We start from the raw sequence: 22,163 nt of genomic DNA, 5'->3' as shown, positions 1-22,163 counted from the left end.
CCAAAGGGCGCCTGTCACAAAGGGCGCCCGCCGTCACAGCGGCGTGTCGCTGTCGCCGGCCAGCAGGCGGGGGTACATCTCCTTGAAGGCGAAGCCGTCACTCTTGCCGCCCTCCTTGCGCTTGAAGCGCAGCACGACGTCGAAGCGGTCCTCCGGCCAGACAGTGGGCGGCTTGCCCCGGCGCAGGGGCAGCAGCGGGATGATGCTCTGCACGATGGCCTCATGCTCCCAGCACACCAGCACCACGCCGGACAGGGTCAGCAGCTCCTGGACCAGCTCGGCCTCCTGCCCCTTGCCATAGGTGGTGTTGGGCCCCGCCAGCCCCAGCCGCGCCGCCAGGGGGGTGGCCGTCTCGAACGGCCGCTTGCTCGGCCCCTTGTTCGCAACCGTACCGGGCGTGGCGGCATAGACCGCCTGCGGCGTGGCGTAGTCCCCCGCATCCAGCCCCGCCCCGAACAGCGCCGCCCAGGCCCCCGCCCGCTGCCACCCGCGGATGACCAGGGACTCCTTGTCCTTCTTGCCGTCCAGGGTAAGGCCAGGACCGGGCCACTCGCCCTCGGGCTTTTCAGCGTGGCGGATGAAGTAGAGGGTCAGTTTGCTCATGGTGCTCTCTTCGCTGGAGAATGCCTACAAGCGCCCAAAAAATATTTAAAGATGATCGAGCAAAAGATATTGCCCGTATTTCATGGAACTTTTTCCAAATGCCGCATTAGCCACTCATAGCTATTCATAAAATCCTCCATTTCTCCTGTCTTCACCGGCTTTGTATGTCCATCATGTCTTCTGGCCACATTAATAGTATCCATATTCATTTCGAATCTTTGCCGGTTCCCATCAAAAAGGGCGCCCATCACCTTCCAGTTCTCAATGACGATATTCTTAAGATCTAAAGTATATAAATCCTGCATGACATCCTTGGCATTTCTCCCGACAAAAAGTGCATCAGGTTCAGGTCGATCAGTGCGTCGCTTAAGTGCCCTTGAGATATCTTTTGAAATATTTATTTCATTCCACTTATTGTGTATTCCTAAATACAATATAATTGCTCGGCGCAGTGAGATTTCTAGGTCGCAGCGCTTTTCGAATAATTTCCCAAGCGCTTCCAAATCAGGAACTTCTGGGAGAAGTTCTGGAGAAACTTCGGAACGAGAAAATGGAGAAATTTCGTTTTTATATTTCTCCCCTTCTACCCGAAGGAAGTGTCTAACGTTGTCAATTGCAAAGTCACTACTGCCAGGGCGCAATAACCCATAATTGGCAAACCGCACCAAGCTTTGAGGCTCATATTGCAAGTAGTCTTTTACAAATTCCGCCTCTCCCGAGGCAATCATCTGAAGAAGTTGGTATTCCTCTGGGTACCACCAAACAAGTGACAGTAAAATATCCTTAATTGGCTGGTGTATTCTGTCATTAATTTCAGAAATAAGGGATGAGAAATTTTCTTTATGGAGCTTCGTCAACATTTGTGGGTCATTTTTATAATTTCTCCTCCATATTTCACTTGCTGCCAAGCGGATCAAAAAAGGGTGGCCGCCAAATTGCGTGGTTAAATAATTTATTGCACTTTCGTCGAAGGAAACACCCGAGTATCTTCCAAAGAATCTAAGCATTTTTCTAACATCTTCTGTCGAAAATGGGGCTAAATATCTAGGTTGCGCTAATTGAAAGATTGGGTTAGGCATGCCTTGGAAAGACGGACTTTCAACTGCCGCTGGATTCACTCCTGCGACAGCGAATGTAAGTCTCCCAGACAGCTCTTGGTGTGCGGCGCGTATCGTCTGCCAGAAAGGAATAAAATCTTCGTCCCAATGTTTTCCTAGTCTTCCACTGAGAAGTGGCGTTATCCATTCTATTTCGTCTAAAAGTAATACGATGGTTCCGGGATTCTGTTTGAGAATAATAGAAATATCCGAGGAAAACCGTGTACCGCAATTTGCCTGGTTATAGTCAAGATTTAATTTTGCTGATCTCTTGTGGCGTTCACTGAGCTTCGAATTGAGTCTTTCAACAATATTTTGTAATGCTTGCCACCACCGAGCTGCATGTATTCCGGGGCTTTGGCAGTCGATGTAATCGCACAATATGCCCTGAGCTTCTAATCTTCTCAATATAGCCTGAAGAACGGAAGTTTTTCCGGTTTTTCTTAGGCCGAATAATCCAGCACTTTGATTTTTCACTGTGCAATTCTGAATTATATCCTGAACTAATGTATCTCTTCCGAAAAAATATTGATCATTCCCAATCGGAGAAGACATTCCGAACAGGTCTATTTTCCCAAAACGAGTCGATATTTTTGATCTTAAAAAAAAGCTCCCACGATGAGGATCAAGAATTTCATGGGGTGTTAAGTTAATAATCACCCTATCTGAATCAGACTCAGTGAGCGTATTGGTGTCATTCTGGTCTCCATTATGAATAAGAAGAAAGAGAACTTTATCAATTCTGTGTTTAAAGTCAGGAGAGCGTGAAATTTGCTCTATCGCCGTCAATATTCTAGCATCTGACTTATTCTGCGGGGAATATAAGATGAGAACTTCCTGCTGAAGACCAAATCTCTGATTCATATGTTCCTTCGGCTCGGCAATCCAAAAATATTTATCTCCATGAGGAGCGCCAAAGGTAATATCGAATCCTTCATCTAATGAGTTCGCCAATTTTTGCTGGTCAGCATGACTTTTAAAAAAGGCGCTCTGCGCGTTTTCTCTAATCATTTTTGTTAATAAACTCCATAAATGGCAGTGCCTTTGGTGTATAAATATTATTTATGCTATTATTTACCAATAGCAATAATTTTACGCTGGATTTACTTCTCCGACACAATGTCTCCCCCCGCAATTCTCCTCAGCGACGCTTCCAGCCTAGCATCCGCCCGAGAAATTTCAACCAATGCGTCACGGATAAAGTTGATGTGCGCCTCCGCCGCCGCGCGGGCCGAGGCCGGGTCGCCCTTCATGATGGCCTCATAGAGGGCGCGGTGCTGGCTCAGCAGCAGTTGGCGCACGCCTGTGCGCTGGTACAGCTTGGCGCGGTTGAAGAAGACGTCCTGGCGCAGCATCTCGGACAGGGCGCGCATAATGTGCAGGATGACGACGTTGTGGGTGGCCTCGTAGACCGCCAGGTGGAAATCGGCGTCGGCGTCCGCCTCCTCCTTCGCGACATCCTGGCCGTGGGCGGCCTCCATGGCCTCGAAGCGGCTCTGGATCTGGGCGCGGTCCACGTCGGTGGCGCGCAGGGCGGCGTAGTAGGCGGCGGCCCCCTCCACCTCCGTGCGGAACTCCAGGTAATCCAGGGTGGTTTCGGGCCGGGCGGCCAGCACGGCGTGCAGCGGCTCGGTGAAGGTGGGGCCCAGCAGGGGGGCGACGAAGGTGGCGCCGCCCCGGCCGCTTTGCAGCAGCCCGCGCTGTTCCAGTTTCTCCAGCGCCTCGCGCAGGGAGGGGCGGGAGACGTTGAAGCGCACGGCCAGTTCCCGCTCGGGCAGCAGCTTCTCACCGGGGCGCAGGCTGCCCTCCACGATCAACTGTTCCAGATGCTCGGCGATGGTGTCGGCCAGCTTGGCTGGGCGGATGCTGTCTTTCATGTCCCGTATGCCTGGTCCCATCTGCCATGGCCCCGTCCGCCATGGTCCTCCGGCGCCCGCCGGCCGGCGGCGGGCTCTCCGGTCAAAATAATTGACCAGCGCCCCGGCGGCGCGCAACGGAAATGACGCCGCCGCCGCCCCTGGTTGGGGCGGGGCGGCCGTGCCGATTCAACCGCTTGTGTTTTATGGGGAGTCCGTCCGGCGGCGGAACGCCGGCGCCGTGCGCGTCAGTTCAGCGAGAACTCCACCGGCACCACCAGTTCCAGGGTGGCCCCCGGGCGGTCGTCAGGCATGGGGGGCAGGGGATCGGCGCGGCGCACCAGGGCCAGCGTCTCCTCATCCAGCAGGGGGGCGCCGGCGCTGCGCTCCAGCGACGCGGCCAGCACGTGGCCGGAGCGGTCGATGGTGAAGCGCAGCAGGGCGGTGCCCGTCTGGTGGCGCTGGCGCGCCTGCGCCGGATAGCGCCTGAAGCGGTAGAGCTGCGCCATCACCCGGCCCTCATACGTATCCGGCCCTTTGGAGGGCGGTGCGGGGGGCGCCGGCGGGGCCGGCGGCGCGGCGGTCTGCACCGCCGTGCTGGGCGGCGGCTCGGGTTGCGGCGTCGCAACCTCAGCGGGCTGGGGCTGGGGCGGCGTCGGCGGCAGGGCGATGGGCTTCACCGCCACCGGCTTGGGCGGTGTCGGCTTGGGGGGCGCCGGCTTCGGCGGCTCGGGCTTGGGCGGTTCTGGCTTGGGCGGTTCCGGTGGGGGCGGGGCCGGCGGCGGCGGCAGGTCGATCTGCATCGCCGGCGGCGGGGGCGGCACCTCCTGCGTCGACCGGGCCATCAGCCAGGGCAGGGCCAGGGCGTGGGCGGCCAGCACCACGGCCAGGCTGCCGCCCCAGACCAGGCGGCGGTTGCCGCTGGCCGGGTCCGTCACCGCCCGGTCCGTCTCCACTGGGTCATGGGGGGCCAGGGGTTCGGGGGCCACTTTGTCGGGATAGGGGGGCGCCATCGCCATGGCTCAGGGCGCCCCGCCGCCATCCAGGCCGACCAGCGACACCTTCAGGTATCCGGCGCTGCGCAGGCTGTTCATCACCGCCGTCAGGTCGCCATAGGATACGGCGCGGTCGGCGCTGAGGGTGATGCGCTCCTCCTTGTCGCCGCCGGTGGCCTGGTCCAGGGCGGCGCCCAGGGCCTCGCGCGTGACGTCGCCGCCATCCAGCGCCAGGGTCAGGTCGGCGCGGATGGTCAGGGTCACCGGCTTTTCCGGATGCGGCCGGGGCGGCGCGTTGGAGGAGGGCAGGTCCACCGGCACGTCCACCGTGGCCAGCGGGGCGGCCACCATGAAGATGATCAGCAGCACCAGCATCACGTCGATGAAGGGCGTGACGTTGATCTCGTGGGTTTCGGCCAGCTCATCGCCGCCGTGGGACAGACGGGCGGCCATGGCTCACTCCGCCGCGCGGCTGCGGACGCGGGGCAGGGCGTTCTGGACGCCGGCCTGTTCCCGGTCCAGATCGCGGCTGACCAGGCGCAGCACGCCCGCCGACACGTCGGCCAGCAGCACGCGGTACCCATCCACCTTGCGGGCGAAGACGTTGTAGACCACCACCGCCGGGATGGCCGCCACCAGGCCGGTGGCCGTGGCCAGCAGCGCCTCGGCGATGCCGGGGGCCACCACCGCCAGGCTGGTGGTCTGGGTCTTCGAAATGCCGATGAAGCTGTTCATGATGCCCCACACCGTGCCGAACAGGCCCACGAAGGGCGCGGTGGCGCCGATGGTGGCCAGGATGCCGGTGCCGCGCACGATGGCGCGGCGGGCCTTGGCCTCCAGCCGTTCCATCCGCAGGATCACGCGCTCCTTCACGCCTTCGGCCGGCAGGCCGTCGGACAGCGCGCGCTCCGCCGTCGCCGCGCGGGCGAAGGCTAGGGCCAGGGTGTCGCCGGCGCCGGTCAACTGGCTGGCCGCCACGTCCAGGCTGACGGCATCGTCTAGCTTGTCCAGCGAGCCTTGCAGGCGGCCGCGCGCGGCGCGCAGCTCCAGGCCCTTGGCCAGCAGGATGGTCCAGGTGACGACGGACGCGGCCAGTAGGCCCAGGATGACGGCCTTCACCACGCCGTCGGCGTTCATGAACATGCCCATGGCCGACAGGTCATGCGGCACCGCCGCCGCCACGCGGGCGGCCCCGTCCTGTGCGCTGGCGCCCGTGGCGCCGCCGAGGATGCCTAGGCCCGCTGTCAGGCCGGCGGCCGTCCGCTTCAGCCCGGCGGCCATCCGCTTCAGCAAGGTGTTTGCCATGATGATCGTGCCCCTTGTCAATGACGCGGCGCCCCTGGCCGCGCGTGTCGCGTGTCGGTTGGTCATGCTCATTCCGCGGCGGACTGCAGGATGGCGGCGGCCCGGGCCGCGCCGGCCTTGCGGTTCTGCCGCTTGATCCACCACATGGAGGTGCCGGTGATGGCGAACAGCAGGGGCAGCAGCCCGCTCAGCGCCACCAGGACGCGGTAGACCGGGCCCAGCCCCTCCCCCTCGTGCAGGGGGCGCATCCAGCCGGTGACCTTGTTGCCGGCGGGCTGAGCGGACGGGTCGCGCACCTCCACCACCTGACGGGCCCAGGGGTCGACCATCAGGGTGATGGCGCTGGTCATGGCGCCGCCGTGTGGGGCCAGCACCACGCGGATGGCCTGGTCCGGGCTTTGCGGCAGGCTGGCGGCGCGCAGCGCCAGGCCGGGGCGGGGAGAAGCCGCCAGGGCGATGGCCACGGCCTCATCCACGCCGGCGGGCTCCCCACCCTCCAGCGGCGTGACCTTGGGCACGGCGAAGCCCTGGGTCTGCGCCGCCATGGGCAGCGCCGATCCCACGCCGGCGGCGATGGTCTGGGGGAAGGCGATGGCCACGCCGGTGACGCTGACCACCAGGAAGACCACCAGCCCCCAGATGCCCGCGGCGCCGTGCAACTCGCGGTGGAAGCGGGCGCCCTTGGCCGCCTTGCGCACGATGAAGGCCTGGCGCCACTGGCCCGGCCGGGGCCACCACAGCACCAGGCCGGTGATGCCCAGCGCCGACATGACGATGCCCAGATAGCCCACCAGGTCGCGGCCGCTGCGGTCCTGGATCAGCAGGTTGCCGTGCAGGCGGTGGAACCAGCCGATGGTGGCGTCCAGGCCGGGGGTGCGCACCACGGCCAGGGTGACGGGGTCGATGTGGACGCTGATGCCCGGCATGCCGCCGCCGGGGCCTTGCGGTCCCCGCTGTGCACCGCCGGGACCGCCCGGGGAGGGGCCGCGCGCCTCACCGGCGGGCCGCGCGCCGGCGTCGCCCGGGGGCGCGCGGCGGGGGGCCTGGAAGCGCACGGTGGCAGTGCCGCCCGGTTCGGTGGGGGCGGCGTAGTTGGCCGGCTTGGCGCCCGGCGGGGCCGCGGCCGTTGCGGCGGCGACCACCTCGGCCACGCTGTGCGCGGCGGCGCCGGTGTCGGCGGCGGCCGTCGGCGACGGGGTGAACAGGCCGCGCAATTCAGGCTCCAGCACCAGCACGGTGCCCGATAGCCCCAAAGCCAAAAGGGGCAGGCCCAGGATCAGGCCCACCCACAGGTGCAGGAAACGCAGCGTCCTCATCATGGCGTCAGGCCTCCGCCCAGCGGCGCAGCAGGTTGTGATAGATGCCGGTCAGGCGCACCACCGCCGGCTGGCCGGCGGCGTCGCGGTTCAGATCCTGGATGGTCGTGTCCAGGTCGAACAGCAGGGTGCGTTCGCCATCGTCGCGCACCATGCTCTGCATCCAGAAGAACGAGGCGATGCGGGCGCCCCGTGTCACCGGGGCGACCCGGTGCAGGCTGGTGGATGGGTACAGCACCATGTCCCCGGCGGGCAGCTTCACCTCATGCTCACCATAGGTGTCCTCCACCAGCAGCTCCCCGCCGTCGTACTCCTCGGGATCGGCCAGGAACAGGGTGGCGGACAGGTCGGTGCGCACGCGGTGCGGCGTGCCGGGGATTTGGCGGATGGCGTTGTCCACATGGATGCCGAAGGACTGGCCGCCGGCATAGCGGTTGAACAGCGGCGGGAACACCTTCAGCGGCAGGGCCGCCGACAGGAACAGGGCGTTCTTTTCCAGCGCCGCCAGGATCATGTCGCCCATGGCCCGGGCCGCCGGATGCTCGGCCGGGATCTGGGCGTTGTTCTTGGTCATGGCCGACTGGTGGCCGGCCGTCACGCGGCCGTCCACCCAGTCGGCGGTTTCCATCTGCCGGCGGCACCAGGCCACTTGCTCCACAGTCAGGACGCCGGGGATATGAAGAAGCATGGTGCCGCCTTGAAGGGTTCTTGAGCTAAGAGGTTGATCAGAAAGCGACGTTCAGGGTGAACTGCGCCGTCCGGCCCTCGCCCGGGATCAGGTGGGCGGGGTGGATCTGGTCGATGTAGTCCCGGTCCAGCAGGTTGGTGATGTTGGCCTGGATGCTGATCTTTTCCGTGATGTCGTACTTGGCCATGGCGCTGAAGGTCCAATAGCCGGGCACGGTGTTGATCAGGTTGGTGGCCGCCACCGGGCTGGAGCTGCCGACGCGCTGCGACACGGCGTTGGCGCCGCCGCCGATCTGCAGGTCATGGGTCAGCTGGTAGGTGGTCCACAGGTTGAAGGTGTGGTGCGGCACGTTGGCCAGGGCGCGGCCCACCTGGCTGTACGTGGTCGACTTGATGACCCGGCCGTCCATGTAGGCGTAGCTGCTGCTGATCTGCCAGGCGTCGGTGATGCGGCCGGTCACCTCGATCTCGGCACCCTTCACCTTCTGGTCGCCGCCCAGCACGTTCAGGGTGGAGTTGTTGGGGGCGGTGACGCGGGCGTTGTCCTTTTCCGTCTGGAACAGGGCGGCGCGGACGCTCAGCGCGTCATGCAGCAGGTCGACCTTGCCGCCGACCTCATAGGTCTTGTTGCTTTCCGGGTCCAGGTTGGCCGTGGCGGCGGACAGCGACAGCTGCTCGGCCGACGGGTTGAACGAGGTGCCGAAGCTGGCGTAGACGCTGCTTTCCGGCGTGGGCTTGAACACCAGGGCGGCGCGGCCGGACGGCAGGCTGTCGGTGCGGGAGAAGGCGGCGGCCGGGGCCACGGTCTGCTTGTAGTCCGTGTCCAGGTGGTCGTAGCGGATGCCGCCGACCAGGGACCATTGCTCGTTGAACTTCATGGTGTCGACGGCGAACACCGCCACCGTGTCCACCGTGGTGCTGACCCGGGACGAGATGGCGCCCGTGCCGGCGAAGGCCTGGTACTCGTTCGGGTTCAGCAGGGTGGTGGTGGGCACGCCGCTCCACGCGGTGCGCGTCGGGTCCGACGTCTCGCGCGACAGCTCGACGCCCGCCACCAGGTGGTGCTCCAGGAAGCCGGTGCTGAACCGGGCCGAGGCCGTGGCCTGGTCGTCGAGGGTGGTTTCCACGCTGCGCGCCGTGATGGCGTTGCGCTTGATGGCCACGCCCGACAGCGGGCCGACCGTTGCCGGCGTCACGTTGGCGTTCACCAGCTGCGGCTCGGTGATGCGGACGTTGCGGTAGTAATTGCCGTAGCGGAACTGGTTTTCCAGAGTGATGCCGGACGTCAGGTCGTGCTGCACGTCGGCGGTCACGACATTGGCGTCGGTCTTCAGGTAATCGCTCTGGAAACCGTAATAGGTGCGATAGTCCACCGGCGCCGGCTTGCCCAGCAGGAAGGGGATGCCATAGTCCGGCCGGTCGTTCTCGGACTGGTGCAGATAGCTGATGGTCACCCGGGTGGGCGTGCCGATGCCGAAGGCGACGGAGGGGGCGAAGCCATAGCGCTCGTTCTTGGCGCCGTCGCGGCCGGTGACGAAGCTGCTGGTGCCCATGGCGTTCATGCGCACGGCCGTGGTGGCGTCCAGCGCCCGGTCCACGTCGGCCGTCAGGCGCTTCATGCCGTCGGTGCCCAGGGTGGCGGTGCCGGCGGTGATGGCCTCCAGCGTGGGCGTCTTGCTCACCTGGTTGATGGTGCCGCCGGTGGAACCGCGGCCGAACATGGCGCTGTCCGGGCCCTTCAGCACCTCGGCCGACTGGTAGTTGAAGCTGTCGCGGTAATAGCTGCCGAAATCGCGCAGGCCGTCCAGGAAGATGTCGGACCGGGCGCTGAAGCCGCGCAGGGTTAGGCTGTCGCCCTGGGCGCCGCCTTCACCGGCCGCCAGGCTGATGCCGGCGACGTTGCGCAGGGCGTCGCGCAGGGTGGTGACGCCCTGGTCCTTCATCTCCTGGCTGGAGATGACGCTGACCGACTGCGGGGTATCCAGCAGCTTTTCCGTCAGCTTCACGTTGGCCGACCGTTCCGTGCGGTAATCCGGCGCCGCGGCGGCGTCCTGGTCCTGCACCGACAGGGTGGGCAACTGGACGGTGCCGCCCTGCTGCTGTTGCGCCGGGGTGGCCTGGGACGCCTGGGTGGCGGCGGCGGTCTGCGCCTGCGCGTCCAGCGAAAGAAGGGTGCCGCCCGCCAGGCCGACGCTGGCCAGGCCCAGGGCGGTGCGCGCCAGCGTGCGGGGCGCCTTGGCCCGGCTGGCGATGATGATGGTACGCTTGCTCGACATTACGGTCCCCACCTTATGCCACGCTTATGATTGGCTCCCGCGCGGCACCCGTTTCGGGGCCCCGCGGTTATATCGTTCGTTAAGATTGCGAGCGACTCTTATTTGCTGATCAGGGGCCTGTCAACGGCGGTTGAGAGTAATTATCAAAATCTGTTGCACGAAAACCGCAGGGTGGCTTCATGGTTCGGCGACAGGGGCGGTGATGCGTTGGACGGTTCCGCTCTTGGTGCCGACGGACTGCCGCCTACGTCCAAGTCGATTCACAGGGCGCGGACGGGACGAGGGCGTTTCATCTGCAGACGACCCTGATCGATGCGGTTTCCTCTCGATCTATCGGCTGCGAAAACGCAATCGATCGATGAGAATCCGAAAAGCGGCCGAGTTGTTTTTTTGTGTTGGGTAGTAAATATGGTAACCAGGAAATAATGGGCACCAGTCCTCCAGAAAGCGGACCAGGCGGCCATCGCGTATCATGGCGTGCGCATGATCTTCGATGAGACAGGCGATGCCGTGTCCACCCAGTGCTGCGGCAAGCGTCATGTCAGGATCATTAAAGGACAATTGTCCTGGTACGCGAATCTTTACCTCTTGCTCTGCCCTTTTAAATTGCCATGCGTATAATTCGCCAGACGCGGGCAGACGAAAGTTGATGCAGGTATGCTGCAGCAGATCATGGGGCGTAATGGGGACACCACGTTGGGCGACGTAGCCAGGGGATGCCACGATCGCCAAGCGCAGATCTGGGCCAATTCTTACCGCAACCATATTTTGGGCAACCAACTCGCCCAACCTGATGCCGGCATCGAACCTGTCGCCTGTCAAATCGCGCGCCGCCGCGTCGATGTTAACGTCCACTTCGATGTCCGGGTAATCCTTCACGAAACTGCCGAGCATCGGCCATAGCAGGCTGATGGCGGCGTGCCGGGGGGCGGTGATCCTGATCTTGCCTTTTGGGCTTTCCCGCAAGGACCCGATGGTCTCAAGGCTGAGATTGATCGCTTCGAACGCGGGCTTCAATCCCTTTAGGAACTCTTCACCCGCCGGGGTCAGGGTGACACTTCGCGTGGTGCGGGTCAGTAGACGAACGCCCAATCTCGCTTCAAGTCGTCGCACCGTGTTGCTCAACGCTGGCTGTGACGTGCCGAGCCGCGTTGCGGCCCGCGTGAAGCTTTTTTCCTCCGCAACCGCGACGAAGGCGTTCAGATCGGTCAGGTCATCGCGATTCACCGGCCACACCCCCTTATTCATAATATATAGATATAATTGTTTTATGCTTTTTATATCTAATTCTTACAAAAAGAAGTCTGCAAAATCCGTTTCTCGGCAGATGCCGAATGAAGCGCGATGCTCTGGACCCATGGTCCGGAGCGCACAACAGACGGACCTAACCACATGAGCGATTTCTCACGCCGCACGTTCCTCGCTGGAACCGCCACTGCCGCAGCCGTCGCATCGGGGACAACGAGTTATGCGGGGGCAAGCGATGGATCGCCTTCCGGAGCAAGAAGAACCCGGACCAGCATCTACCGTCAGAATATTGGCGAGATCGAATTACTGTCGATCACCGATGGTGCGACCAGCTTTCCACGCCGTCAGGATTTCGTTACGAACAGATCCCCGGAGGATGTCGCCCAGGCCTTGCAGCAGGCTTTTTTCCCGACCGATCCGATCACGCTCACCTTCACGCCCGTTGTCCTTAAAAGCAGCGGAAAGCTGATCGTGATCGATACGGGACTTGGGGAAGCGGCGTTCAAGCAGAGCAATGGGATCGGGGGTCAGTTTCATTCCAATCTGGCGGTTGCCGGCTACGATGCGGGTTCTGTGGATCGGGTCCTCATCACGCATTTCCATGCCGATCATATCGGCGGTTTGGTGACCGCGGATGGCAAGCCAGCCTTTCCGAAATCCGAGATTTGGGTACCGGCCGCCGAATATGCTTTCTGGATGAACAGCGGGAATATGGCACCGGACGCATCGGAGGCCATGGTGGCGAATTTCGAACGCGCCCGCCGCATATTCGGAATTCTCGGTGACAGCGTGAAGAAGTTCGCTCCTGAAATGGAGGTCGCTCCCGGTGTCACGTCGATAGCTACTCACGGGCATACGCCAGGCCATACGTCCTTCATCGTCACGTCCGGTAGCGACAAGGTGATCATTCAGGGGGATGTGACCACGCATCCCGCCTTGTTCATCCGCCATCCTGACTGGCATGGATTCACGGACGTGGACCCGGTCATGGCGGAACAGTCACGGCGCATGCTGTATGATCGGATTGTGGCGGAACGGATCCTGGTGCACGGCTTCCATTTTCCTTTCCCCTCGCTGGGGCATCTGACGCGCGAAGACGATGGTTATCGACTGATGCCCATCATGTGGAATCCCGCCCCGTAACAACGAAAGCCTCGCCCCCTTTCATTCCGCATGCAGGCGCGCGCGTCCTTAAATATTGCGCGATCGCTTAAGGTGATGGCCAGTTTTCGAGGGGAAAGTCCACCCTCCAGGTAGCGATCCGGGCGCGCGGATCTCCCGCGCGCCCGTGACGCCATCACCGGGCCACGCGCCGCTTCACCAGGGCATACAGCGCGGGGATCACCAGCAGGGTCAGGACGGTGGAGGAAACCATGCCCCCCACCATGGGTACGGCGATGCGGCGCATGACCTCGGAGCCCGTGCCGCTACTCCACAGGATGGGCAGCAGGCCGGCCATGATGGCCACCACCGTCATCATCTTGGGCCGCACCCGCTCCACCGCCCCCTCCAGGATGGCGGCGCGCAGGTCGGCCGGGGACGCCGGGGCGCCCTCCCGCGCCCGCCGGTCCAGGGTGGCCGCCCACGCGTGGTCCAGGTAGATCAGCATCACCACGCCGGTCTCCGCTGCCACGCCGGCCAGTGCTATGAAGCCCACGGCGACGGCGACGCTGAGGTTGTAGCCCAGCCCCCACACCAGCCAGGCGCCCCCCACCAGGGCGAAGGGCACCGACAGCATGACGATCAGGGTTTCCGCCAGGCGTCCGAAGTTCAGGTACAGCAGCATGAAGATGACGCCCAGCGTGGCCGGGATGACCAGGGCCAGCTTGGCCTTGGCCCGCTGCAGATATTCGAACTGCCCGCTCCATTCCAGGCGATAGCCCGGGGGCAGGGTGACCTGGGCCGCCACGGCCCGCGCCGCCTCCGCCACATAGCCGCCCACGTCGCGGCCATGCATGTCGACATAGACGTAGCCGACCAGCTGCGCGTTCTCGGTGCGGATGGAGGGGGGGCCTTGGGTGATGGCCACGCTGGCCAGATCGCCCAACGGCACCATGGCGCCACTGGGCACGGGCACCAGCAGCTGGGTGGCGATGGTCTGCGGATTGTCCCGCAGGTCGCGGGGGTAGCGGATGATGACGCCATAGCGCTCCCGCCCTTCCACCGTCGTGGTCACCGTCTCCCCGCCCAGGGCCGTGGCAACCACCTGCTGCACGGCGTCGCTGGTCAGCCCATAGCGGGCGATGCGGTCGCGGTCCGGCGTGATCTCCAGGTAGTGACCGCCACCCAGGCGCTCGGCATAGGCGCTGGTGGTGCCGGGCACGCCGCGCACGGCCGTCTCCACCGCCGTTGTCAGCCGTTCCAACATCGTCAGGTCGGGACCGAAGACCTTGACGCCCACCGGCGTGCGGATGCCGGTGGACAGCATGTCGATACGGGCCTTGATGGGCATGGTCCAGGCGTTGCTGACCCCGGGCAATTGCAGGGCCTGGTCCATTTCCCGCACCAGGCCGTCCAGGGTCAGGCCGGGCCGCCAGTCGGCCCGCGGCTTCAGGGTCACCACCGTCTCGCTCATCTCCAGCGGGGCGGGATCGGTGGCGGTGGCCGCTCGTCCCGCCTTGCCATAGACCGACGCGACCTCGGGGAACGACTTCAGGATGCGGTCCTGCGTCTGCAGCAGTTCCGCCGCCTTGGTGACCGAGATGCCGGGCAGGGTGACCGGCATGAACAGCAGCGTGCCCTCGTTCAAGTCCGGCATGAACTCCGAGCCCAGGCGCGACACCGGCCAGGCCGTCACCGCCAGGGCCAGGACGGCCACCACCACCGTCGCCTTGGGCCAGCGCAGCACCAGCGTGATCAGTGGACGATAGGCCGCGATCAGGGCCCGGTTCAGGGGATTGCGCGCCTCCGGCACGATGCGGCCGCGCACGAAGAACAGCATCAGCACCGGCACCAGGGTGACGGACAGCAGGGCGCCGCCGGCCATGGCGAAGGTCTTGGTATAGGCCAGGGGCTTGAACAGCCGCCCCTCCTGCGCCTCCAGCGCGAACACCGGCAGGAAGGACGCGACGATGACCAGCAGGCTGAAGAACAGCGACGGCCCCACTTCCCGCGCCGCCGCCAGCAGGGCGGGGCCCCGGGGCTCGCCCGGGGCCAGCCGTTCCACATGCTTATGCGCGTTCTCGATCATGACGATGGCGGCGTCCACCATGGCGCCCAGGGCGATGGCGATGCCGCCCAGGCTCATGATGTTGGCGCCGATGCCCAGCGGTCGCATGATCGCGAAGGCCGCCAGGATGCCGACGGGCAGGGTGATGATGGCCACCAGGGCGCTGCGCACATGGAACAGGAAGACGACGCAGACCGCCGCCACGATCAGGCTTTCCTCCAGCAGGGTATGCTTAAGCGTCTCGATGGCCCGGTTGATGAGGTCGGAACGGTCGTAAACCGCCTTGAGGGTCACGCCCTCGGGCAGTGCCGGCAACAGCTCCGCCAGCCGCTGCTTGACGCTGGCGATGGTGGTCAGCGCGTCGGCGCCGTCCCGCTTGATCACGATGCCGCCCACGGCCTCACCCTGGCCGTCCAGCTCGCCGATGCCGCGCCGCTCATCGGGTCCCAGTTCCACTCGGGCCACGTCGCGCAACAGCACCGGGGCGGCCCCGGCGGCGTCCGCCTTCAGCACCACCCGTTCCAGGTCGCCGGCGTCGCGGAGATAGCCGCGCCCGCGCACCATGTACTCGGTTTCCGCCATTTCCAGCGTGCGGCCGCCGACATCCCGGTTGGAGGCGCGAACGGCGTCCGACACCGTTGACAGGGGGATGCCGTAGGCCTGCAGCTTGCGGGGATCGACCACCACCTGGTACTGGCGCTCGAACCCGCCCAGGGCGGCCACCTCCGCCACGCCATCGGCCTTGGCCAGTTGGTAGCGGACCAGCCAATCCTGGATGCTGCGCAATTCGGCCAGCGTGCGGTCCGCACCCTGGACCACGTACTGATAGACCCAGCCCACGCCGGTGGCGTCCGGCCCCAGCGAGGGTGTGGCGCCGGCCGGTAGCCGCTTTTGCGCGACGTTCAGATACTCCAGCACGCGGGAGCGCGCCCAGTAGAGATCGGTCCCCTCCTCGAACACCACATAGACGAAGGAGACGCCGAAGTTGGAAAAGCCGCGCACCACCTTGGAGCGGGGCACCGCCAGCAGGGCGGTGGACAGGGGATAGGTCACCTGATCCTCCACCACCTGCGGCGCCTGGCCGGGATAATCGGTGTAGACGATGACCTGGGTGTCGGACAGGTCGGGCAGGGCGTCCAGCGGCGTGTGCCGCAAGGACCAGGCGCCCAGCGCGGCGATGGACAGAGTGGCCGCCAGCACCAGCACCTTGTTGGCGGCCGACCAGTCGATGAGGCGGGCGATCATGGCTTGGCCCCCCCGTTGGACATGCCCCCGTTGGACATGCCATTTTTCGGGGTGGGGCTTGGGCCGGTCGTGAAGGCCTCCAGGGCCGCCTTCAGGTTGCTTTCCGCGTCGATCAGGAAATTGGCGCCGACCACCACGCGATCACCTTTGCGCAGGCCGTCGCGCACCTCGACCTTGCCATCGCCCCTTGCGCCCAGATGGACGGCGCGCGGCTGGAAGCGGCCGTCGCCCAGATCCAGCAGCACCGTCTGCCGGGCACCACCGTCCAGGACGGCGGACTCCGGGATCACCAACGGCGGGGGCCCACCGTCGCCGCGGAAGGGCGGCGTGTCGATGGTCACGCTGGCAAACATGTCGGCCAGCAGGGCGCGGTCGCGGTTGGGCAGGACGATGCGCACCCGGGCCGTCCGCGTCTCCCGCGACAGGGTGGGATAGATGAAGTCCACCACCCCGTCGAACCGGCGGCCGGGATAGGCCGCCAGGGTGGCATGGGCGGCCTGGCCCGGCCGGACCAGCCCCACCTCCCGCTCCGCCACTTCGGCCACCAGCCAGACGTTGGACAGGTCGGCCAGACGGTACAGCGGCTCTTCGGCCGCCACGCGCATGCCCTGCACCACCGGCTTGTCGATGACCACGCCATCGGCCGGGGCGATGACGGGGATCTGGCGGGCGGCATCCCCGCCGCGCTGCAGGCGCGCGATCTCCTCCGCCGGCACGTCCAGGGCCCGCAGGCGCGACAGGGCGGCCGCCACCAGATCGGCGGGCTGGCCGTGGCCCATGTCGGCATGGCGGTCCGACGCCAGCGACCGGGCCAGGAGATATTCCTTCTCTGCCGTCAGGAGGTCGGGCGAATACAACCGGGCCATCACTTGCCCCCGGTGCACGGTGTCGCCGGTGGCGGCCACGGTCAGTGTCTCCACCCAGCCTTCGGCGCGGGTGGTCACCACCACCTGGCGTCGCTCATCCAAGGCGATGGTGCCGGTGGCGTGGACAGTGCTGGCCAGGGTGGGGGTTTCCTCCACCAGGGCCGTGCGCACGCCCAGGGTCTGCAATTTGCCGGCCGCCACCCTCACCGTGCCCGGCGGCTCGGCCTCATCGGCATAGACCGGCAAATAGTCCATTCCCATGCCGTCCTTCTTGGGGACGGGCGAGGTGTCGGGCAGCCCCATGGGGTTGCGGTAATAGAGGATCTTGTCCTTCCCATCGGGGGGCTTTGGCCTGGATGCCGCCTGGCCCTGGGCGGAAGGGATGGCCACGGGCATGAGGAGAAGTGCCAAGCTGACGCCCAGCGCGAGACGAGTGCGTTTCATAGCGGTCCTCCCACCAGGCGTTCCAGTGCGGCCAGGGCTCTTTGCCCCTGGACCTCGATGCGCAGCAGGTCCAGCCGCGCCTGATGCAGGCGGTGTTCCGCCTCCAGCACGGCGGCCAGGCTGCCTTGACCACGGCCATAGGCGGCCAGGGCGGCCTCGTGAGCCGTGCCCAGGTCCGGTAGCAACTGCGCCCGGTAGATGCCGAGCTGCTGGCGGATGGCGGTCAGGTCCGCCAAGGATTGGGCCAGGTCGCCCTCGATGTCGGCCGCGGTCGCGGCCAGGCTCTGCCGGCTGGCATTGGCCTTGGCCACGGCCTCACGCTCCTTGGCCCGCTTGGGTTCGGCCTGCAGGGGGATCTTGAAGCCAATGGTGGCGGTGTAGCCGGTGGGGCCGTTGTCCCGCTGGATGGCGCCGACACTCAGCGTCAGGTCGGGGTACCAGGCCCTGGCGGCCAGGTGCCGTTCCTGCTCCGCACCCCGCACCTCGGCGGCGCCGGCGGCCAGCAGCGGATTGTCCGCCTGGGCCCGATCGACCAGCACTGTCAGCGATGGTGTGGCCTTAGGCAGGGGGCGGGCGCCGGCGGGTGGAGCCAGGGGGGTGTCGGCGGGCCGCGCCAGCAGGACGTTCAGCCGGGCCATGGCGGCGGTGCGGTCGGCGGTCAGGCGGGTGGCCTCCACCTCCGTGCGCGCTGCATCGGCCGCGGCCAGCAGGGCGTCGCCCTGGCTGCCCAGCCCCTGCGCGTAGCGATCGGCGGCGTTTTTGGCCATCTGGCGGTCCAGTCGCTGGACGTCGCCATTGATGGCCAGGGCCGTCGATGCGGCCACGTACTGGGCGTAGGCGTTCTTGAGGCGCTCCTCCAGCTCCAGGCCCGTGGCCCGTTCCCGGCCCCGGGCGCCATCGATCGCCGCCTGGGCGGCGCGCCGGCGCAGCTCGCGCTTGCCCCACAGGGGGAAGTCCTGCTCCACCATGATGTAGGTCTTGTTGATGCGGGGACCGCTGGTGCGGTCCACTTCGTCAGAGTTGATGCGGAGGGTGGGGTCGTCCAGCGCGTCGGCGACGGAGGCCTCGGCGTCCGCTGCCGCCGTCTGCAGCGCGGCGGCCTGCACGGACGGGTTAAGGCGCCGGCCGGCGTCCAGCAGACCGTCGAGGGTGGCCCCCATCGAGGATGCGTTGGGCGAGGATGCGTTGGGCGAGGGCGTATCCGGGGCCGGCAGGTCGGCCGCCCCGGCGTTGACGGCGAGCAACAGGGATAGCGCCGACACGGCGGTTGCCGTGCGCGCAAAATGGAATCGGGTCATGGGGGTTCCCTACCGAAAGGGTGTCGGGCCGGCGGATCATACCGGCAGCACGGAACGGCGCCGGGACGGTGCTGGTCCCGGCGGCCTGCACGCTTCAAGGCGTGCGCGTCATCCGACGATGGGAGGGAAAGGCTCCGGTGCGATGGAGAGGCCGGTTTCCAAGGCCGATGGGCGCCAGAACGCCACCATGCCGAAGACGGTGGGCGCGCCCGGCTGGCCCGATCGCTCCGGGAGCAGCGAGACGCCCAGGCAGCCCATCTGCTTGAGGCAGGCGGCATTCAGGCCGTGGCACGGCGCGTCCTTGGCCGGGATGCTCATGGCATGGGCCATGGGGCAATCGTCCGGCATGGTAGCGGCGGCCGTCGGTATATCCAGAGGCATGGCCTGAACCGTGGCGGCACCCAGGAAGGACAGCAGGAAAAGAATGGTTAGCAGGCCGCGCAGACAAGCCGCACCTTCCAAGCCGAGGGCCGGGAGGGTGGGCGTTTTCCGCGAAGAGGGGAACGGGCGGCGCGGCATGGCGTTAGAGGTAAGCCGCGCGTGATCAGAATGCAACGCGGCAAATCGGATGGCGCTATGGGTGCCGTGCTTCCAGCAAAGGAAAAGTGCCATGGGCCCCTCCCGTCAAAGCCGCCGCACGTTCCTGCACCTCGGTTCCGCCGGCATGGCCGCCGCCACGGGCCAGGCCTTGGCCGGATGCGCGGGCGATAAGGATGTTGGCGCTGTCGAGGATTTGATGCGGGAGCATGGCATCCTGCGCCGCGCCCTGTTCGCTTATACCGAGGCCGTCCTGCGGCTACGGGGCGACACGGCGCCGGTGGATGCCGGGGCGCTTCATCGCGCGGCAATGTTGTTCCGCACCTTTGGCGAGGATTATCACGAGCGCGCGCTGGAGGAGGCGCACATCTTTCCGGTGGTGCGCACGCTGCCGGGGCCGGCGGCGGTCTATCCAGACGTGCTGACGGCCCAGCATGAGCGGGGCCGGGAGATCACGGACTACATCCTGGGCGCGACCGTCCATGGGATGGTCGGGACAGCCGACCGCGAACCGATGGCGCGCGCCATGGACGCCCTGGTCAGGATGTACCGCGCCCACGCGGCGCATGAGGACACCAGAACCAGCGTGGTCGGAAATCGGCTCGCTTTTCAAAGTAGGCGCGGGGGGGGCGTGGCTGGCGGCGGTGGCCTTTTTACGGCGTGGCTCCCTGCCTGCGATTGTAGGCGGGACGCCACCGGCCGGCCTGTGACCAACCGGTGACAATCAACCTCTGGATGTGGTCCGAGATCAGGGACGCACCGCCCCCTCCAGCAGTTCGAAGACCTCGCTTCCCCGGCCGGCCAGGATGCCCTTGGCGGAATAAAGGGCGGTGCCCACCACCTGGGTCATTTCCACCTTGGGCGGCATCACCAGTTCATAGCGGTCGACCTTCACATCCAGCAGGGCGGGGCCGGGGGTCGCCAGCCAATCGCGCACGGCGTCGTCCAGATCCTGGGACCGCTCCACGCGCCGGCCCCAGAGGCCCATGGCTTCCGCCACCCGGGCGAAGTCGGGATTCTTCAGGTCGGTGTAGGTGTCCAGCAGACCCTCCACCTTCTGTTCCAGCTCCACGAACCCGAGCGAGCCGTTGTTGTAGACCACCACCTTGACGGGCAGGTTCTCCTGCACCGTGGTCAGCAGGTCGCCCATCAGCATGGACAGGCCGCCGTCGCCGGACAGTGAGATGACCTGCCGGCCGGGGAAGGCGGCCTGGACGCCCAGGGCTTGAGGCATGGCGTTGGCCATGGTGCCGTGGCTGAGGCTGACGACGGTGCGGTTTTGGCCCGTGGCCGGCACATGGCGCAGGCACCACACCATGGGCGACCCGCCATCGGCGGTGTAGACGGCGTCTGTGGCGGCGTGGCGGGCCACCGTCTCCGTCAGGTATTGCGGGTGGATGGTGTCGCCCTCGCCGGCCACGGCACGCTTTTCCAGCTTGGCATCGGCCCTGGCGGCATGCTCCAGCGCCCTGTTCAGGAAGGTGCTGTCCTCCCGTGGGGTCAGGCGCGGCAGCAGGGCCTCCAGCGTCGGCGCCACGTCACCCACCACACCCAGGTCCACCGGGTGGCGGCGGCCCAGATGGGTTCCGTCGATGTCCACCTGGATGATGGTGGCCTTGTGCGGATAGTATTGCCGCCAGGCGAAGTCGCAGCCCAGCAGCAACAGGGTGTCGCAGTCCATCAGCGCCTGATAGCCGCCGGCCGTGCCGAAGATTCCGGTCATGCCCACGTCATAAGGGTTGGCCGGCTCCAGGAAATCCTTGGCGCGGGAGGTGCGTGCCACCGGTGCCCGTAACCGTTCCGCCAACGCAACGACCTGGTCGTGCGCGACCTCACACCCAACACCGCCATAGATGGCGATCTTGCCGCCGGCGTTTAGAAGCTCAGCCATGCGATCCAGTTCGGCGTCGCTGGGGCGGACCACGGGCCGGGGGTGATGGGCGGCGAAGGCAGGTTCATCGGGCGCGTCGGCGCTGGAGACGTCCACCGGTACGATCAGCACGGCGACGCCGCGCTTGGTCAGCGCAGCCTGCGCCGCCATCGCCGTCATGCGCCGCGCCTGGGTGGGGGTGCGGATTTCCTCGCAAAAGACGCTGGCCACGCTGTACACGGCCTTGAAGTCCACCTCCTGCGGGAAGTCGAAACCTAGCTCGTCGCGGGTGATCTGGCTGGCGATCAGCACCACGGGGGCGCGGTTGCGGTGGCTTTCGTACAGTCCGTTGATGAAATGCAGGCCGCCGGGCCCGCAGGACCCGGCGCACAAGGCCAACTGGCCCGTCAGCAGGGCGTCGGCCCCGGCCGCCATGGCGCCCGCCTCCTCATGCCGCACATGGATCCAGCGCATGTCGCTGCGGCGGATGGCGTCGGTGACGTGGTTCAGGGTGTCACCCGGTACGCCATAGCAACGCCGGGCGCCGGCGGCGGCCAGGGTTTCGACGATGATGTCGGCGACGGTTGCGCTCATTGCCTCCTCCTGCTGCTGTGGCGGGGGAGGAACACCCGAGGGGGGCGCGGGGGTCCCTGGGGGCTGCGAAATCTCTGGAAGTCACAGAAAAAAGCCCCGCCGGAGCGATCCGGCGGGGCTTGGTTCCGATCAGGATGACCGGGCTCAGAAGTTCCAGCTGGCGCGCAGGACGCCACCGTGGCTCTGGTAGTCGCGGCGGTATTCGCCGTTGTATTCCAGGCGCAGGCTGAAGCTGTCGCTCCGCTGCAGGGTGGTGCCCAGGTTGACGGCCAGGCCGTCGGTGTTGACCCGGCCGGTGGTGCTGGCGAAGGCGACGCCGGCCAGCACGCCGGTGGTCGGGATGGGGGCGTCCTTGAAGTCGTGCACCCAGGCCACCCGCAGGTCGGGCAGCAGCGTGCCGATGCCCGTTTCCCACGCCGTGTCCACCTTCACCCCCACTTCCTGCGTCAGGGCGTTGGTGCCCAGGGTGTCCACCTTCAGGTTGGCCGCCCCGGCGTCCCGCTCCTCATAGCCATGGTTGACCAGGCGCACGGCCCGCAGGCTGTACTGCGGCGTCAGGGTGAAGGCGCCCTGCTTGGGTAGTTCATACCCGACGGTGACCTTGCCCAGGTACTGCTCGCCGCCGTAGTTGGCGTTGGCGCGGGCGCCCAGGAACTGGATGACGCGGCGCTGGTCGAAGTGGTTGTAGCCGAAGCCCACTTGGCCCTCGACCGACAGCTTCTGGTCCGCCCAGTCGGGGCGGTAGACGCTGTAGGCG

Annotated in this window: 18 protein-coding genes; 2 read left to right on the top strand and 16 right to left on the bottom strand. The window is 65.8% G+C overall.

From position 1 onward, the window contains the following. Positions 1 to 33 precede the first annotated feature (33 nt). The 10 genes from FBZ90_RS09290 to FBZ90_RS09245 form a co-directional block, all read right to left on the bottom strand. On the bottom strand, positions 34 to 603 hold the full coding sequence (locus FBZ90_RS09290) for a histidine phosphatase family protein (RefSeq protein WP_145731337.1): 570 nt from the start codon (positions 601 to 603) through the stop codon (positions 34 to 36). A gap of 80 nt (positions 604 to 683) precedes the next feature. Further along, positions 684 to 2,711 carry an AAA-like domain-containing protein gene (locus FBZ90_RS09285; RefSeq protein ID WP_145731334.1) on the bottom strand — a complete coding sequence of 676 codons (2,028 nt, stop codon included), beginning with the start codon at positions 2,709 to 2,711 and terminating at the stop codon, positions 684 to 686. A 92-nt stretch (positions 2,712 to 2,803) separates the two neighbouring features. Further along, positions 2,804 to 3,577, bottom strand: a complete 774-nt coding sequence (locus tag FBZ90_RS09280) for an FCD domain-containing protein (RefSeq protein ID WP_145731331.1) — start codon at positions 3,575 to 3,577, stop codon at positions 2,804 to 2,806. Positions 3,578 to 3,804: 227 nt separating this feature from the next. Then, the gene (locus tag FBZ90_RS28640; RefSeq protein WP_145731328.1) at positions 3,805 to 4,575 is read right to left on the bottom strand and encodes an energy transducer TonB; all 771 of its coding nucleotides are present in this window, start codon (positions 4,573 to 4,575) and stop codon (positions 3,805 to 3,807) included. Positions 4,576 to 4,578: 3 nt separating this feature from the next. Then, complete coding sequence (gene exbD / locus FBZ90_RS09270) at positions 4,579 to 5,004, bottom strand: TonB system transport protein ExbD (RefSeq protein ID WP_145731326.1); 426 nt, start codon at positions 5,002 to 5,004, stop codon at positions 4,579 to 4,581. 3 nt (positions 5,005 to 5,007) lie between these two features. Continuing rightward, complete coding sequence (gene exbB, locus FBZ90_RS09265) at positions 5,008 to 5,856, bottom strand: tonB-system energizer ExbB (RefSeq protein WP_246130244.1); 849 nt, start codon at positions 5,854 to 5,856, stop codon at positions 5,008 to 5,010. 68 nt (positions 5,857 to 5,924) lie between these two features. Continuing rightward, a complete protein-coding gene (locus FBZ90_RS09260; protein ID WP_145731322.1) occupies positions 5,925 to 7,175 on the bottom strand; it encodes a PepSY-associated TM helix domain-containing protein in 1,251 nt (416 codons plus the stop codon). Between the two features lie 4 nt (positions 7,176 to 7,179). Next, the gene (locus tag FBZ90_RS09255) at positions 7,180 to 7,860 is read right to left on the bottom strand and encodes a Fe2+-dependent dioxygenase (protein WP_145731320.1); all 681 of its coding nucleotides are present in this window, start codon (positions 7,858 to 7,860) and stop codon (positions 7,180 to 7,182) included. Between the two features lie 37 nt (positions 7,861 to 7,897). Then, positions 7,898 to 10,135, bottom strand: coding sequence for a TonB-dependent receptor (locus FBZ90_RS09250; RefSeq protein WP_246130243.1), 2,238 nt, complete (start codon positions 10,133 to 10,135; stop codon positions 7,898 to 7,900). 330 nt (positions 10,136 to 10,465) lie between these two features. After that, positions 10,466 to 11,362, bottom strand: a complete 897-nt coding sequence (locus tag FBZ90_RS09245) for a LysR family transcriptional regulator (protein ID WP_145731318.1) — start codon at positions 11,360 to 11,362, stop codon at positions 10,466 to 10,468. 165 nt (positions 11,363 to 11,527) lie between these two features. Here FBZ90_RS09245 and FBZ90_RS09240 point away from each other — a divergent pair, with 165 nt between their 5' ends. Beyond that, positions 11,528 to 12,526, top strand: coding sequence for an MBL fold metallo-hydrolase (locus FBZ90_RS09240; RefSeq protein WP_145731315.1), 999 nt, complete (start codon positions 11,528 to 11,530; stop codon positions 12,524 to 12,526). A gap of 154 nt (positions 12,527 to 12,680) precedes the next feature. Here the strand turns inward: FBZ90_RS09240 and FBZ90_RS09235 are convergent, their stop codons facing one another. From FBZ90_RS09235 to FBZ90_RS09220, 4 genes are all read right to left on the bottom strand, one after another. Continuing rightward, positions 12,681 to 15,797, bottom strand: coding sequence for an efflux RND transporter permease subunit (locus FBZ90_RS09235; RefSeq protein WP_145731313.1), 3,117 nt, complete (start codon positions 15,795 to 15,797; stop codon positions 12,681 to 12,683). Then, positions 15,794 to 17,107 (bottom strand): efflux RND transporter periplasmic adaptor subunit, encoded by a 1,314-nt coding sequence (locus FBZ90_RS09230; RefSeq protein ID WP_145731311.1) that lies wholly within the window; start codon positions 17,105 to 17,107, stop codon positions 15,794 to 15,796. The genes FBZ90_RS09235 and FBZ90_RS09230 overlap by 4 nt, the downstream gene beginning before the upstream one ends. Next, positions 17,104 to 18,405 (bottom strand): TolC family protein, encoded by a 1,302-nt coding sequence (locus tag FBZ90_RS09225; protein WP_145731309.1) that lies wholly within the window; start codon positions 18,403 to 18,405, stop codon positions 17,104 to 17,106. Before FBZ90_RS09225 ends, FBZ90_RS09230 begins: the two co-directional genes overlap by 4 nt. Positions 18,406 to 18,513: 108 nt before the next feature. Then, on the bottom strand, positions 18,514 to 19,017 hold the full coding sequence (locus FBZ90_RS09220) for a hypothetical protein (protein WP_145731307.1): 504 nt from the start codon (positions 19,015 to 19,017) through the stop codon (positions 18,514 to 18,516). Here FBZ90_RS09220 and FBZ90_RS09215 point away from each other — a divergent pair. Continuing rightward, complete coding sequence (locus FBZ90_RS09215) at positions 19,016 to 19,663, top strand: hemerythrin domain-containing protein (protein WP_145731305.1); 648 nt, start codon at positions 19,016 to 19,018, stop codon at positions 19,661 to 19,663. The two genes, FBZ90_RS09220 and FBZ90_RS09215, sit on opposite strands and share 2 nt — an antisense overlap. Before the next feature lie 27 nt (positions 19,664 to 19,690). Here FBZ90_RS09215 and FBZ90_RS09210 read toward each other — a convergent pair whose 3' ends face one another. Further along, a complete protein-coding gene (locus FBZ90_RS09210) occupies positions 19,691 to 21,406 on the bottom strand; it encodes a thiamine pyrophosphate-dependent enzyme (protein WP_145731303.1) in 1,716 nt (571 codons plus the stop codon). Positions 21,407 to 21,550: 144 nt separating this feature from the next. After that, positions 21,551 to 22,163: autotransporter outer membrane beta-barrel domain-containing protein (locus FBZ90_RS09205; RefSeq protein ID WP_145731301.1), on the bottom strand; the 613-nt coding region annotated here is incomplete at its 5' end.

It is taken from the genome of Nitrospirillum pindoramense (genome assembly GCF_007827955.1).
Taxonomy (GTDB): Bacteria; Pseudomonadota; Alphaproteobacteria; order Azospirillales; family Azospirillaceae; genus Nitrospirillum; species Nitrospirillum amazonense_B.
The sequence above is the reverse complement of the archived record's forward strand: the minus strand, read 5'-3'. Positions and strand labels throughout refer to the sequence as shown.